16 protein-coding genes and 1 riboswitch are annotated in these 13,523 nt (G+C 70.9%); of the genes, 12 read left to right on the top strand and 4 right to left on the bottom strand.

The window, feature by feature from the left end; genetic code table 11:
• The first annotated feature begins 15 nt into the window (after positions 1–15).
• On the top strand, positions 16–657 hold the full coding sequence (locus tag OHB21_RS15235) for a mechanosensitive ion channel family protein (RefSeq protein ID WP_195141988.1): 642 nt from the start codon (positions 16–18) through the stop codon (positions 655–657).
• A 220-nt stretch (positions 658–877) separates the two neighbouring features.
• Here the strand turns inward: OHB21_RS15235 and OHB21_RS15240 are convergent, their stop codons facing one another.
• Positions 878–2,056, bottom strand: a complete 1,179-nt coding sequence (locus tag OHB21_RS15240) for an acyl-CoA dehydrogenase family protein (protein WP_067508241.1) — start codon at positions 2,054–2,056, stop codon at positions 878–880.
• A gap of 102 nt (positions 2,057–2,158) precedes the next feature.
• Here OHB21_RS15240 and OHB21_RS15245 point away from each other — a divergent pair, with 102 nt between their 5' ends.
• Positions 2,159–3,301, top strand: a complete 1,143-nt coding sequence (locus OHB21_RS15245) for a cystathionine gamma-synthase (protein ID WP_067508243.1) — start codon at positions 2,159–2,161, stop codon at positions 3,299–3,301.
• A gap of 283 nt (positions 3,302–3,584) precedes the next feature.
• On the opposite strand, the gene greA is transcribed toward OHB21_RS15245, so the two are convergent.
• Both greA and OHB21_RS15255 read right to left on the bottom strand, forming a co-directional pair.
• Positions 3,585–4,079: a transcription elongation factor GreA gene (greA, locus tag OHB21_RS15250; protein WP_067508245.1), complete on the bottom strand. Its 495-nt coding sequence runs from the start codon at positions 4,077–4,079 to the stop codon at positions 3,585–3,587.
• Positions 4,080–4,444: 365 nt separating this feature from the next.
• The gene (locus OHB21_RS15255) at positions 4,445–4,888 is read right to left on the bottom strand and encodes a DUF4307 domain-containing protein (RefSeq protein WP_067508247.1); all 444 of its coding nucleotides are present in this window, start codon (positions 4,886–4,888) and stop codon (positions 4,445–4,447) included.
• Positions 4,889–5,007: 119 nt separating this feature from the next.
• Between OHB21_RS15255 and mca the strand changes: the two genes are divergently transcribed.
• From mca to OHB21_RS15295, 8 genes are all read left to right on the top strand, one after another.
• Complete coding sequence (gene mca, locus OHB21_RS15260) at positions 5,008–5,874, top strand: mycothiol conjugate amidase Mca (protein WP_113975079.1); 867 nt, start codon at positions 5,008–5,010, stop codon at positions 5,872–5,874.
• Positions 5,874–6,143: a hypothetical protein gene (locus OHB21_RS15265; protein ID WP_067508251.1), complete on the top strand. Its 270-nt coding sequence runs from the start codon at positions 5,874–5,876 to the stop codon at positions 6,141–6,143. The genes mca and OHB21_RS15265 overlap by 1 nt, the downstream gene beginning before the upstream one ends.
• Before the next feature lie 253 nt (positions 6,144–6,396).
• On the top strand, positions 6,397–6,960 hold the full coding sequence (locus tag OHB21_RS15270) for a TIGR03086 family metal-binding protein (protein WP_067508253.1): 564 nt from the start codon (positions 6,397–6,399) through the stop codon (positions 6,958–6,960).
• Between the two features lie 37 nt (positions 6,961–6,997).
• Positions 6,998–7,185: riboswitch (cobalamin riboswitch) on the top strand.
• A gap of 24 nt (positions 7,186–7,209) precedes the next feature.
• Positions 7,210–8,247: an ABC transporter substrate-binding protein gene (locus tag OHB21_RS15275; protein ID WP_324191968.1), complete on the top strand. Its 1,038-nt coding sequence runs from the start codon at positions 7,210–7,212 to the stop codon at positions 8,245–8,247.
• The gene (locus OHB21_RS15280; RefSeq protein WP_324191969.1) at positions 8,244–9,242 is read left to right on the top strand and encodes a FecCD family ABC transporter permease; all 999 of its coding nucleotides are present in this window, start codon (positions 8,244–8,246) and stop codon (positions 9,240–9,242) included. The genes OHB21_RS15275 and OHB21_RS15280 overlap by 4 nt, the downstream gene beginning before the upstream one ends.
• Positions 9,239–10,300, top strand: coding sequence for a FecCD family ABC transporter permease (locus OHB21_RS15285; protein WP_232331720.1), 1,062 nt, complete (start codon positions 9,239–9,241; stop codon positions 10,298–10,300). Before OHB21_RS15280 ends, OHB21_RS15285 begins: the two co-directional genes overlap by 4 nt.
• Positions 10,297–11,085: an ABC transporter ATP-binding protein gene (locus OHB21_RS15290; protein ID WP_067508257.1), complete on the top strand. Its 789-nt coding sequence runs from the start codon at positions 10,297–10,299 to the stop codon at positions 11,083–11,085. Before OHB21_RS15285 ends, OHB21_RS15290 begins: the two co-directional genes overlap by 4 nt.
• Complete coding sequence (locus tag OHB21_RS15295; protein WP_067508259.1) at positions 11,082–11,693, top strand: (2Fe-2S) ferredoxin domain-containing protein; 612 nt, start codon at positions 11,082–11,084, stop codon at positions 11,691–11,693. Before OHB21_RS15290 ends, OHB21_RS15295 begins: the two co-directional genes overlap by 4 nt.
• A 198-nt stretch (positions 11,694–11,891) precedes the next feature.
• Here the strand turns inward: OHB21_RS15295 and OHB21_RS15300 are convergent, their stop codons facing one another.
• The gene (locus OHB21_RS15300; protein ID WP_067508261.1) at positions 11,892–12,230 is read right to left on the bottom strand and encodes a DUF2397 family protein; all 339 of its coding nucleotides are present in this window, start codon (positions 12,228–12,230) and stop codon (positions 11,892–11,894) included.
• 378 nt (positions 12,231–12,608) lie between these two features.
• Between OHB21_RS15300 and OHB21_RS15305 the strand changes: the two genes are divergently transcribed.
• Both OHB21_RS15305 and OHB21_RS15310 read left to right on the top strand, forming a co-directional pair.
• Positions 12,609–12,860, top strand: a complete 252-nt coding sequence (locus tag OHB21_RS15305) for a ribbon-helix-helix domain-containing protein (protein ID WP_195141989.1) — start codon at positions 12,609–12,611, stop codon at positions 12,858–12,860.
• Positions 12,844–13,278: a PIN domain-containing protein gene (locus OHB21_RS15310; RefSeq protein WP_195141990.1), complete on the top strand. Its 435-nt coding sequence runs from the start codon at positions 12,844–12,846 to the stop codon at positions 13,276–13,278. The genes OHB21_RS15305 and OHB21_RS15310 overlap by 17 nt, the downstream gene beginning before the upstream one ends.
• The last annotated feature ends 245 nt before the right edge of the window (positions 13,279–13,523 follow it).

Genomic DNA, 13,523 nt, shown 5'->3' on the forward strand with positions numbered 1-13,523 from the left:
CGAAGGGATGGGCCCGTGCACACCTCTCGATCGGGGGTCGATCCGGAGTGGGGGTTCGCCGAGGCGTGGGGTTCGGTCGCGACCTTCCTGACCATGGTCGCCGGGTTCCTCGCGATCCTGCTCGCGGGCTGGTTCGTCGCGCGGGCCGTCGCCGCGATCGTGACGTGCGTCCTGCGGCTGACCGGCTTCGACCGGCTCGTGCGCGGGCTCCCGTACGGTCACGGCGCGACCGGCCTGCTCACGGCCGCCTCGGCCGGAACCGTTCTGCTGGTCGCGCTCTGGCTCGGCCTGGGCGTGTTCGGGCCGACCGCGGTGGGCGCGCTGCTCGGTGACGTGGTGGCCTGGTTGCCGAGGTGCGCGGCGGCGATCGTGCTCGCGGTGGTCGCGGCGGTGGTAGGACAGGAGGTGCGGCTGATCGTCACCTCGATGGTGGGCGCGCCGCCCTACGGACGGATCCTGGGCCGGTTCGCCGCGGTGCTCGTGTGGGGCGCGGGAGCCGTGGCCGCGCTGGCCCTGATCGGTGTTCCCGCGTCGGTCACGGTGCCGATCCTGGTCACGGTTCTGGTGACCGTGGGCGCGACGCTGGCGGTCGCGATCGGCGGCGGCCTGATCCGGCCCGCGGATTCGATCACGCCGTCCCGCAGGGCTTTTCGCTGATCCGGGCCGCGCGCCCGGCAATCAGCGGGTTACGCGGTGACCCCGTAGCGCCGCGCGGCGTCTGCGGCGCTTGGGGCAAACGACCGGCGATCGGGTCAGCGGAATGCGTCGGCGTCGCGGTGCTGTCGGCGCGCGAACACTTTGGGCGAACGATCGGTCGGCGGAACAGGTCGGCGTCGGGGTGCCGCCGGTGCGCGCGACACTTCGGGTGAACGATCGGTCAGCGGAACGCGTTGGCGTCGGTGAGCGCCTTACCGAGCACGAGCTGGTGCACCTCGGCCGTGCCCTCGTAGGTGAGCACCGACTCCAGATTGTTCGCGTGCCGCAGCACGGGGTAGTCCAGCGTGATGCCGTTCGCGCCGAGGATGGTGCGGCATTCGCGGGCGATGGCGATCGCCTCCCTGGTGCTGTTGAGCTTGCCCGCGCTGATCTGCTCGGCGGTGATCTCGCCGCGATCCTTGAGCCGGCCCAGGTGCAGCGCCAGCAGCTGCCCCTTGCCCACCTCGAGCGCCATATCGGCCAGCTTGGCCTGGGTGAGCTGGTAGCCGGCCAGCGGCTTGTCGAACACCTCGCGGGTGCGGGAGTAGTCGATCGCCGCACTCAGGCAGTCGCGGGCCGCGCCCAGCGCCCCGAAGACGATGCCGAACCGCGCCTCGCTCAGGCAGGCCAGCGGTGAGCTCAGCCCGCGCGAGTCCGGCAGCACCGCGTCGGCGGGCAGCCGCACGTCGTCGAAGTCGAGTTCGGCGGTCACCGACGCCCGCAGCGAGAGCTTGTGGTGCATCTCACGAGCGGTGAATCCGGGCGTGCCGGCCGGCACCAGGAATCCGCGCACCACGGGCTTGGCGTCGCCTTCGTGCGCGTACGCCCACACCACCGCGACATCGGCGACCGTGCCGTTGGTGATCCACATCTTCGCGCCATTGAGCACCCAGTCGTCGCCGTCGCGCACCGCGCGGGTGCGCATCCCGCCGGGGTTGGAGCCGAAGTCGGGTTCGGTGAGGCCGAAACAGCCCAGCGCGGTGCCCGCCGCCATCTCGGGCAACCACCGCTGCTTCTGCTCCTCGGAGCCGAACTTGTGAATCGCGGTCATGGCCAGCGACCCCTGCACCGACACCATGCTGCGCACGCCGGAGTCCACCGCCTCGAGCTCCTGGCAGGCCAGGCCGTACGCCGTTGCCGACATCCCGGCGCAGCCGTACCCCTCCAGATGCATCCCCAGCAGACCGAGTTTGCCCAGCTCGGGGGCGATCTCGCGGGCCGGGAAGGTGCCCGCCTCGAACCAGTCCGCGATGTGCGGGCGCAGCCGCTGCGCCGCGAAAGCCGCGACCGTGTCCCGGATCTCGCGCTCCTCGGCGGAGAGCAGGGTATCGATAGCGAACAATTCCTCGACAGTCACCATGGGCCTCAGCCTAAAGGCAGGCGCGGGCGCGCAGCAGACCCTCGCGCGGGAAAGGGGGTGCCCCGGCGAAAGTCCCGCGAACGCCGCATCTAGGCTGTGGCCATGAGTGAGCTGGGATTCTCCACACGGGCCGTGCACGCCGGTTTCGATCCCGATCCCCAGACCGGCGCGGTCAACGTGCCCATCTACGCGAGCTCCACCTTCGCCCAGGACGGCGTCGGCGGCCTGCGCGGCGGCTACGAGTACGCCCGCACCGGCAACCCGACCCGCACCGCGCTGGAAGCCAACCTCGCCGCGCTCGAATCCGGCCGCTACGGAAGGGCTTTCGCGTCCGGCATGGCCGCCACCGACTGTGCGCTGCGCGCCCTGCTGCGCCCCGGCGACCACATCGTCATCCCCGACGACGCCTACGGCGGCACCTTCCGGCTCATCGACAAGGTGTTCAGCCAGTGGGGCATCGAGCACTCCCCGGCGCACGTCTTCGACACCGACGAGATGCGCGCGGCCATCCGCCCCAACACCAAGCTCGTCTGGATCGAGACGCCCACCAACCCGTTGCTGAGCATCGGTGACATCCCCGCGCTGGCCGACATCGCGCACACCGCGGGCGCGAAGCTGGTGGTCGACAACACCTTCGCCACCCCGTACCTGCAGCAGCCGCTGGCGCTGGGCGCCGACATCGTGCTGCACTCCACCACCAAGTACCTGGGCGGCCACTCCGACGTGGTCGGCGGCGCGCTCGTCACCGACGACGCCGAACTCGACACCGCGTTCGCCTTCCTGCAGAACGGCGCGGGCGCGGTGCCCGGCCCGTTCGACGCGTTCCTCACCCTGCGCGGCACCAAGACGCTGGCGGTGCGGATGGAGCGCCACTGCGACAACGCCGAGAAGCTGGCCGAGTTCTTCACCGGCCACCCGGCCATCTCCCAGGTGATCTACCCGGGCCTGGCCGAGCATCCCGGCCACGGCGTCGCCGACAAGCAGATGCGCCGGTTCGGCGGCATGATCTCGGTGCGCCTGCACGGCGGACGCGAGGCGGCCCACGACTTCTGCTCGCGCACACAGATTTTCACGCTCGCCGAATCGCTGGGCGGCGTCGAGTCGCTGATCGAGCATCCGGCCGCCATGACCCACGCCTCGACCGAGGGGTCCGTGCTGGAGGTGCCCGCCGATCTGGTGCGGCTCTCGGTGGGGATCGAGGACGTCAGCGATCTGCTGGCCGACGTCGAGCAGGCGCTGGCCTGACACCGGCATGAAGACGACGAAGCGGCCGCACTCGAGATCGAGTGCGGCCGCTCGCGTCTGTCGAGGGTCGCGGCGCCCGGGCGTAACCAGCTCGGGGCTCGACCGTCCGTCACTCACCAGACCGCCGGAAAGACCGCACGTCCGGTCGGAAACGGCCGATCAGGAGGCGACCGTCCTTCGGCCGGCGGTCCGATCCGGCGGACACGCGGTGCTGCGGCGGTGTCCACGCGCCGGGATGCGGCAGTGCGGGTCGTGCCGATCCGCGGCGCGGAGACCGAACCGGTCAGCTGTGGTACGGCTCCGCGCTGACCAGCGTGACCTTCATGGTGTTGCCGTTGGGCAGGGTGTACTCCCTGGTCTCGCCGACCTTCGCGTCGATGAGCGCGCCGCCGAGCGGGGAGTTCGGCGAGTAGGTCTCGAGATCGGAGTGGCCGAGGCCCTCCTCGCGGGTCGCGATGAGGAACGTCTCGGTATCGGACTCGTCGCCGTCGTAGTAGACCTTCACGACCGAGCCGGGCAGCGCGACGCCGGACTTGGTGGGCGCGACGCCGACCTTGGCGTTGTTCAGCAGCTCCTGCAGCTGGCGGATGCGCGCCTCCTGCTGGCCCTGCTCCTCGCGCGCGGCGTGGTATCCGCCGTTCTCCTTGAGATCGCCCTCTTCGCGGCGTTCGTTGATCTCGGCGGCGATGACCGGACGGTTGGCGATGAGCGCGTCGAGTTCGCTCTTGAGCCTGTCGTGCGATTCCTGGGTCAGCCAGGTCACATTCGTCTCGGTCATCTCGATCACTCCCTAGTAGTTGTTCCCGGCGCGAGCCGGGATTCCCTGATCACTGCCGCAGTACCCACCCGGAGGCGGGCATGCACCAGCCGACGGCTAGAGCGATCCTGGGGAAGTTCTACGAACCCCGACAGGCCCGGTTCCGGGTGAACCCGACCCCGGAACGCAGCAGCGCTGGCCGCCAATGCAGCAAACACGGCTCCGTGGCCCGGAACCGTGTGTGACGCCATTTTAGCATGAATCACAAACATGCAGGTCGGAGTTAATTTTCCGGACGTCGCCCGGCGTTTTCGCCCGTGGGGGCGGTGCCTGGGCGGGTGAAAACGCGGGGACGGTAGCCGGACATCGCGAATCCGGCGGCCGGATTACGGGGCGCGCAGGTACGCGGGCACCCTGTCACTGCACCCGTACACGCTGCCCGCGGCGGGCCTGCTCGACGCGCGGACCGTGGTGGTGAACTGGACAGTGCCGGAGTCCGACGCCTCGACCAGGACCTCGCGCCGGCCCACCTCGGCGCCATCGCGGTCCATCGCCCGCACGAAACACACCACGGGCTTGGCCGGATCGTCGCGGCTGACCTTCACGCGCACGCTCAGCGTGGAATCGTCGACGACGGTGTAGCCGAGCTGTTCGGCGTTGATCTCGTCGGGCCCGTACTTCTGAAATCCCAGGTAGGCGACGCCCACACCGGCCGCGAGCACACCGACACCGAGCGCGATGGCGAGTCCGCGGCGGCGGGCGGGCGGTGCGCTGCCGTACCGGTCGGCGTGTCGCGCGGCCGCGTCGCCGCCGGGCGCAGTATCGCTCATCTTCTCGCTCCCGGGGGTGGGTCGGAACAGAAAGTCGGTCGAATGGAACTATAGGGAACGAAGACCCGACACCCGCGACCGAGAGCGATGGTGAACGAGACGTGAGTGGCCTTCGCCTCATGGCGGTGCACGCCCACCCGGACGACGAATCCAGCAAGGGAGCCGCGACGACCGCACGGTACGCCGACGAGGGCCACGAGGTCCTGGTGGTGACGTTGACCGGCGGTGAGCGCGGCAGCATTCTCAACCCCGCGATGGACACCCCGGGCGTGCTCGAACGCATCGATGAGGTGCGCCGCGAGGAGATGGCGGCGGCGGCGCGCGCGCTGGGCGTGCGCCAGACCTGGCTCGGTTTCGTGGACTCGGGGCTGCCCGAGGGCGATCCGCTGCCCCCGCTGCCGGAGGGGTCGTTCGCGCTGGTGCCGCTCGAGGAGGCCACCGAGGCGCTGGTGCGCGTGGTGCGCGAGTTCAAACCACACGTCATCACCACCTACGACGAGACCGGCGGCTACCCGCACCCCGACCACATCCGCTGCCATCAGGTGTCGGTGGCCGCGTTCGACGCGGCGGGCGATCCGGAGGCGTTCCCCGAGGCCGGGGAGCCGTGGACGCCGCTCAAGCTCTACTACGACCACGGGTTCAGCATGAAGCGGCTCGAGGTGTTCGCCGCCGAGTACGAGCGCATGGGCGAGCCGTTCCCGCTGCAGGACTGGCTGGACCGGATCCGCTCGCACGCCGTGGAGCGCGGTGACGTGATGGCGCGGGTCACCACCCAGGTGGAGTGCGGCAAGTACTTCCCGCAGCGCGACGACGCCCTGCGCGCGCACGCCACCCAGATCGACCCGAACGGCGCGTTCTTCGCGATCCCGCTGGAGTTGCAGCAGCGGCTGTGGCCCACCGAGGAGTTCGAGCTGGCCAAGACCCGCGTGCGCACGGCCATCCCGGAGACCGATCTGTTCGCCGGTATCGAGGACGCGTCGCGGTGATGCTCGTTCTGCTCGCCCAGACCCCGAACACCCCGACCGGTCCCGAGTTCGGCAAGGCCTCGCCGCTGGGCCTGGCCATCGTGCTCGTCCTGCTCGTCGGCACCTTCCTGCTCGTGCGGTCGATGAACCGCCACCTGAAGAACCTGCCCGACACCTTCGAGCCGGAGCATCCGGAGCCGGATCAAGCGGCCGACGAAGGCACCGAGCCCGGCGCGGTGCCGCGCGAGAAGCCCGACGCACAAGCGGGCGGGAAGCCGCAGACCGGCTGAGCCGCCGGGCCGGCGCGGCAAGGGATCTGGACAGGCGGGCATGACTCCGCTCACATCGAGGACACCCTCGCGGACCGGTACGAACACCGACATCCAGGGTCGCGGTCCGCGTACCTCGCACCACGCGATACTTGCGGTGACACAATACTTTTCGTGTCGATTGGGGTGGACCACAACGGCGCGTTCCGTCATCCGGCGGTGGTCACTCGGTTGTGCTATCAATGCGGGAACTCCGCTCGACCGAAGGACCTCCATGGACACTCTCCTCGGCCAGATCGACCGCGCCCTCGACATGACCGGCACGATCGTCGCCGCCGTCGACGACGAGATGCTCGCCGCGCCGACGCCGTGCAGCGACTGGGATGTGCGCGCCGTGCTCAACCACACCGTGGGCGGTATGCACGCCCACGCGGCGGCGCTGTGCGGCATCGATCCGCGCGGGGCGCGCGGCGACGACTGGCTGGGCGGCGACGCGCTGGGCGCCTATTCGGCGGCCGCCGAGGTCGACCGGGCCGCCTGGCACCGGCCCGACGTCTCCGACGCCACCGTGCACCTGTCGCTCGGCCCGTTGCCCGGCCGCGCCGCGGCGCTCATCCACCTGGCCGAGGTGGTGGTCCACGGCGTCGATCTGGCCCTGGCCATCGACCGCCCCGACCTCGCCGACGACGGCCTGTGCGCCGAACTCCTCGCGGCCATGTACGCGGGCGGCGGCATCGAGGTCTTCCGCCGCCCCGGTATCTACGACGCCGAGGTCCCCATCGAGGATGACGCCCCCGCGCACCGCAAGCTGCTCGCCTACACCGGCCGCAAGTGGTGAGACGGCCGCTGGGTCACCCGGAGGTTCATTGCCCTTGGTAAGGTCCCGGGGCCGTGGTGTTCGGGAAACCGGTGTGGAACCGGTGCGGCCCTCGCCACTGTGATCGGGAGTGACATATCGACCCGGGCGCCCGCGCGTCCGGAGCCACTGGGGCCCGCCCTGGGAAGGTAGATACGCCGCGCACCACCCGTCAGCCAGGAGACCGGCCACGGCGCTACCCGCTCCACGAGGACCTGGAAGGCGGTCACGGTGACCCCATCTGTTTTCGCGCGCCCGCGTCTCGGCGCGCTCATCGTCGGCGCACTCGCGCTGGCCGGTTGTGCCGCACCACCCGAACCGGCCGCGGCGGGCGAGGCCGCCGCGACCCGGGTGAACTGCGGGATCGAGGTCGCCGTCGACGGCCCGCCGCAGCGGATCTACGCGGCGTATCAGCCGTCCATCGAGATCGCGCACGCGCTCGGCGTCACCGACCGGCTGGCCGGGACGGCGTTCCTGGACGCGGCGGTGCTGCCCGAGTACCAGGAGGCGCAGGCCCGCTCGGCCTACGTCGAGCGGCTGCCCAGCCGCGACGAATTGCTCGCGCAGAACCCGGATTTCGTGCTGTCCGGCTACAACGGGATGTTCGCCGAGTCGGCGCAGTCCAGCGTGGGCACCCGCGCGAGCCTGCACGGTCTCGGCGTGCGCACCTGGGTGCTGAGCCCGCTGTGCCCGAGCGCCGACGGCCTGGCCGACGAGGCCATCGACCCGGCCACCGTCCGCTTCGACAACGTCTACGCCGACCTGCGCGATCTCGGCGCGCTGTGGGGTGTGTCCGAGCGGGCCGAGCAGGTGGTGACCGATCTGAGCGCCCGCATCGACGCGGTGCGCGCGACCGTGGCGGGCGCCGAACGGCCCCGGGTGGCGGTCGTGACGCCCCGCGACGACGGCACCTACAGCATCGCGAGCGGCATCGACTTCGTCACCCAGCTCATCGAGGCCGCGGGCGGGGTGAACGTCTTCGAGGACCGCACCGAACGGCGCAATATCCAGATCGGCGCGGAGGAGCTGATCGCGCGCGACCCGGACATCATCCTGACCAGCCTGTGCTGCCAGGCGACCTATACGCGCGCCGACGCCCAGCCGCAGGCCGACAAGATCCTCACCGATCCCGCGTTCGCGAACCTGACGGCCGTGCGGGAGCGCGCGGTGCACCCGTTCCTGTTCGCCGACCGCGCCGCCGGGGTCCGCCTCGCGCACGCGACCGAACTGGTGGCGCGGCTGATCCACCCGGATCTGTTCGGCGGGTGAACCCGTCGTCTCGCGGCGTCGGCCTGCTGGTCGCCGGCGTCGGGCTCGCCGCCGCCTGCCTGGCGTCGGTGCTGGTCGGCAGGCACGCGCTCACCCCGGCGGCGGTGTTCTCGGCGTTCACCGATTTCCAGGGCACCGACACCGACCGGATCGTGCGCTACATCCGGGTGCCGCGCACCGTCGCCGGGCTGCTCGCCGGTGCCGCGCTCGCGCTGGCGGGTGCCGTGATGCAGGGGCTGACCCGCAATCCGCTGGCCGGTCCCGGTCTGCTCGGCATCAACGCGGGCGCGTCGCTGGCCATCGTCGCGGCCATCGGCGGGCTGGGGATGACGGCGCCGGCCGGGCTGGTCTGGTTCGCGTTCCTCGGCGCGGCCGTTGCCGCCGTGTTCGTCTACACGCTCGGTTCGCTGGGGCTGGGCGGCGCGACGCCGGTGAAGCTGGTCCTCGCGGGGGCCGCGTTCACGGCGCTGTGCGGGTCGGTCACCACGGCCGTCACCCTGCTGGACCGCAACGTCTTCGACGACTTCCGGTTCTGGGTGGTCGGGTCGCTGAGCCGGGCCGACACCGAGACCATGGCGGCGACGGCGCCGTTCGTCGCGGTGGGCGCGGTGCTGGCCGTGGCGCTGGCGCGGGCGCTGAACGCCCTCGCCATCGGCGACGATATGGCGCGCACACTGGGCGCCCGGCTCGCCACGGTGCGCGCGGCCGGTGCGGTGAGCGTGGTGCTGCTGGCCGGGTCGGCGGTGGCGATCGCCGGGCCGATCGGGTTCGTCGGGCTGGTCGTTCCGCACGTCGCGCGGGCCTTCGCCGGGCAGGACTACCGGTGGGTGCTGGCCTGGTGCGCCGTCCTCGGACCGGCGCTGCTCCTGCTGGCCGATGTGCTCGGGCGCGTCGTCGCGCCGCCGCAGGAGATCCAGGCCGGGATCGTCACCGCGCTCGCCGGGTCGCCGTTCTTCCTCTACCTCGTGCGCAACCGGAAGGTGTCGACGCTGTGAGGGCGCAGGGAGTGCTGCCCGCGGGCACGGTGTTGCTGAGTTCGCCCGGGCGCCGGGTCGTGGTGCGGGTGCACACCAGGTCGGTGCTGGTCACCGTGCTGCTCGCGGCGGCCGCGCTGGGTGTGGCGCTGTGGTCGATGACCGTCGGGCACTATCCGCTCGGCGCGGGCGACGTGGTGCGGGTGCTCGGCGGAGGCGGCACGCTCATCGAATACGACGTGGTCTACGCCGACCGGTTGCCCCGCGTGCTCACCGGGCTGTGCACCGGCGCGGCATTCGGTATCTCGGGGGCGATCCTCCAGCGGATCGCGTCGAATCCCCTGGTCAGTCCCGAGATCATCGGGATCAACGCGGGTGCCTCGCTCGGCGCGCTCGCGGTGAGCACCGTGCTCGGCGTCGCCGGGGTGGCGATGGTCGGGGGCGCGCTGGCCGGCGCGGTCGTGGCGATGGCGCTGGTGGTCGCGGTGGCGACGAAGGACGGTCTGCACGGGTACCGGCTCGTGCTGGTCGGGGTCGGGGTGACGGCCATGCTCACCTCGGCGATCTCGTTCCTGCTCACCAGGGCCGATTCCTACCAGGCGCACACGGCGGCGATGTGGCTCACCGGCAGCCTGGCCAACCGCGACTGGACCCACGTCTGGTTCGCCGCCGCGGCGGTGGGCGCGGTGGTGCCGCCGCTGGTGGTCTTCGCCCGCACGCTGCCGCTGCTGGAACTGGGCGACGATCTCGCCGCGGCCCTGGCCGGGCGGCGCGGCGCGCATCGCGTGACCTCGACGGTGCTGGCCGCCGTCGCGGCGAGCCTGGCCACCGCCGCGGCCGGGCCGATCGCCTTCGTCGCGCTGGTCGCGCCGCAGATCGTGCGCCGGTTGCTCGCCGAACGCGGTGCCGGGCTTGCTCCGGCGGCCGCGGCGGGCGCGTTGCTCGTGACGGCGGCCGATCTCGCGGCCCGGCGGCTGTTTCCCGCCGAGCTCCCCGTCGGGGTCGTCACCGCGATCCTCGGCGCGCCGGTGCTCGTCTATCTCCTTGCCCGCGCTACTCGAATCGGACACGCAGGATGACCGCACATCTCACGACCGCGGGCCTCGGCCTCGCCTACGGCGACAGCCGCGTCGTCACGGACGCCACCGTGGATTTCCCCGCCGGGCAGCTCACCGTCATCGTCGGACGCAACGGCTGCGGCAAGTCGACCCTGCTGCGCGGCTTGGCGCGGCTGGTGCGTCCGGCCGCGGGCGCGGTGCTGCTCGACGGCGCCGACATCGCGGACACCCCGGCGCGCACGCTGGCGCGCCGCCTCGGCATGTTGCCCCAGCAGCCGCAGGCGCCCGACGGGATCAGCGTCGCCGAACTCGTCGGACGCGGCCGCTACCCGCATCAGCGCTGGTTCCGGCAGTGGTCCGCCGCTGACGACGCCGCGGTGCGCCGCGCCCTCGAACTCACCGACGCCCTCGACCTCGCCGACCGCCCCGTCGACCTGCTCTCCGGCGGGCAGAAGCAGCGGGTATGGATCGCGCTGGCCATCGCGCAGGACCCGGAAGTGATGCTGCTCGACGAGCCGACCACCTTCCTGGACCTGGCCCATCAGCTCGACGTGCTGGAGGTGCTGCGAAACCTGTTGCCGCGCACCATCATCGCAGTGCTGCACGACCTGAACCTGGCCGCCCGCTACGCCGACCACCTGGTCGTGATGAAGGACGGCGGGATCGTCGCGAGCGGCGCGCCCGCGGCCGTCGTGCGGCCCGACCTGGTGGCCGAGGTGTTCGGGCTCGACTGCCTGGTCATCGACGATCCGGCCACCGGGACCCCGCTGGTGGTCCCCGCCGCGCGGGCGGTGCGGGCGCGATGAACCGCCGCTACGTCCTGGTCGCGCGGCCCACGCCCTCGGGTGTCGACCTCGCCGCCGTCGAGAAGCTGGCCGCCGAGTGCGGCATCGGCTACGCCCTGCTCGATCAGGGTGAGCCGACCATCCGGACCGTGCTGGACGAGGCGGTCGCGGCGGGGGAGCCGGTCACCCTGATCCCCTTGGCCGTGCCGCGCGACCGGTACCTGGAGACCTGGATCGCGCGGGCGGTGGCGAACTGGAAGGAGGTCCGCGGGGTTGATGACGAGGTGCGGATCGCCGAAAGTCTCGACGCGGCCGCCGGATTCGCCGACGTGGTGCGCGGCCTGATGGATTCCCCGGGCAGCCCGGTCACCGCCAGCCCCCGCGCCTTCCGCAGCCCGGCCTGGTCGCAGATCCCCGAGCACACCGAACACATCCTGGTCTGCCGCGGCCCCCGCTGCACGGTCTACGGCGCGGCCGCCCTCCACCGCACGCTACGCACCGACCACCCCGACGCCCTCATCACCCCCACCGGCTGCCTCAACCCGTGCAACCTGGGACCGATGTACATCACGTATCCGGAAGGGACGTGGCACACGAACGTGGAGGTGCCGGACGGCGGCCCGAGCTGAATCGGTGACCGGACGATTGCGGCGCCGTTCATCGCCGGCCCGGTGACCATGTTTCGATCGCCGTCGTGGGCGCACGGTGACCGAGCGGCACGGCCCACGCTGGAGGCAGCGTCCAAGCGACCACTGAAGTCCGTCTATGTGACCACCAATCAAGCGTCCGTATGTCCACGAAACCGGCGTCGAGGTGACCGCGCATTCTCATTCATGGCCGGTGAAGAGCTGATCGGACCGAGAGTTCGTCCACCCGGGGTTGTGTGTCGGCGCCGATCCTGTTCGGCCGTACTCGCGCGAACGCCCGCTCGCGGAAGTCGTCGGTGCCGTCCGGTGCGGTCTCGGCGGATTCGCGCAGCGCGGCCAGATCGAGCAGGTTTCGAACCGGCGTCCGTCGAGTTCGACGACGAGACCGGCGATCTCGGCCCCGGTGCCGACCAGATTCTTGATGAACCGCTCCAGGTACTCGATGAGCCGGTCCTCGTAGGCGAGGAAGGCGTCGACGTCGGCCTCGTGCAGGTCGCGCACGTTCTGCGGCGAACCCATGAACGCCTGGGCATTGTCGGCGAGATCCTGAAACGGCTCGCCAGCGCGAGCAGTGACAGATGCGCCCGCGCGTCATCCGGTTCCGATTCGGTCGCGAGGGCGAGCAGGGCGCGTGGGTGCGTCACGATATCGGTCAACGCGACAGGCTGGAGCGCACCGCGCCGGCCCAGCGCGGAGTAGTAGACCGCCAGCGCCGCTTCGGCGGCCTCGCCTTCCCTGGTCAGCCGAATACAGGAACCGTGTTCGGGTCCGGTGAATCGGCGAGTGTCGTAGGCCGTGGCGTGTCGTTGCTGCGAAAGTGCGAATCGCACGAGTTGTCGTCGCGCGGTGCCTCCGCGTAGCGTATGTAGCCATTGGTACATGTGCTACCTTTGGTACATGTCGATGAAGCGAACTAACGTCTATGCCGATGCCGAGGATCTAGCGCTGATCAAGCAAGCCGCGAAGCAGCGGGGCATTGCGGAAGCGGAGATCATTCGCGAGGGCATTCATTTGGCGGCGCTCTCGTATCGTGTGTGGGACGAATCGCTCGACTGGCCGACCTTCGAGGGGAACGGGGAGCCCGTTTCCGGGGATGATGTGACCAGAGCGGTAGCTGAGGGGGCGGACTGGCGTGATACTCGTAGCTGACACATCGGGCATCATCGCCGCCTCCGATCGCAATGCCGCCGAATCGGTCGCCTGCCGGTCGGTGCTGCAGCAGGCTGGGACGGTTATCGTGTCACCCCTGGTGCTGGCCGAAGTCGATCATCTGGCCAAGAAGCGGTTCGGTTCCGCGGCACGCACACAGATCATCGACATGATCCTGACGCAAGTGGAGCGTATGAGGTTCCTCGTCCCCGACGTGGACCGGGAGCTGCTTCCGCTGGCTCGGTCAGTGCAAAGCCGTTACGCCGGTTTGGATTTGGATCTGGCGGTCGCGGTGAGCGTCGCCCTCGCCGCCAAGTTCCGCACCGAGGCGGTGCTGACACTCGATCGCCGGGACTTCCGAACAATTCGCCCGCTGACCCAGGCGAAGGCGTTCACGCTCCTGCCCGACGACTTGTAGGTTCTCGGGAAGTTCCCGCGAGCCCGGGAAGGCATGATGCCGGGCGGGAATCATCGAGTGCGCCGATTGGGAGGCACCCCACGCAGGGCTGGTGGGAGGCTCAGTGGTCGTCATCCGGCCGTGACCCGCGCGTTCCCGCTGCTGGAGGCGGTCGTCCGAGGACGCACGTCGCGCCGCCGGAGCCGTGGACGACCATTTCGCGTCACGACCGGATCGCACTGGCCGGGATCTCGTGTGCCGCATGG

The organism is Nocardia puris (genome assembly GCF_036051655.1).
Taxonomy (GTDB): Bacteria; Actinomycetota; Actinomycetes; order Mycobacteriales; family Mycobacteriaceae; genus Nocardia; species Nocardia puris.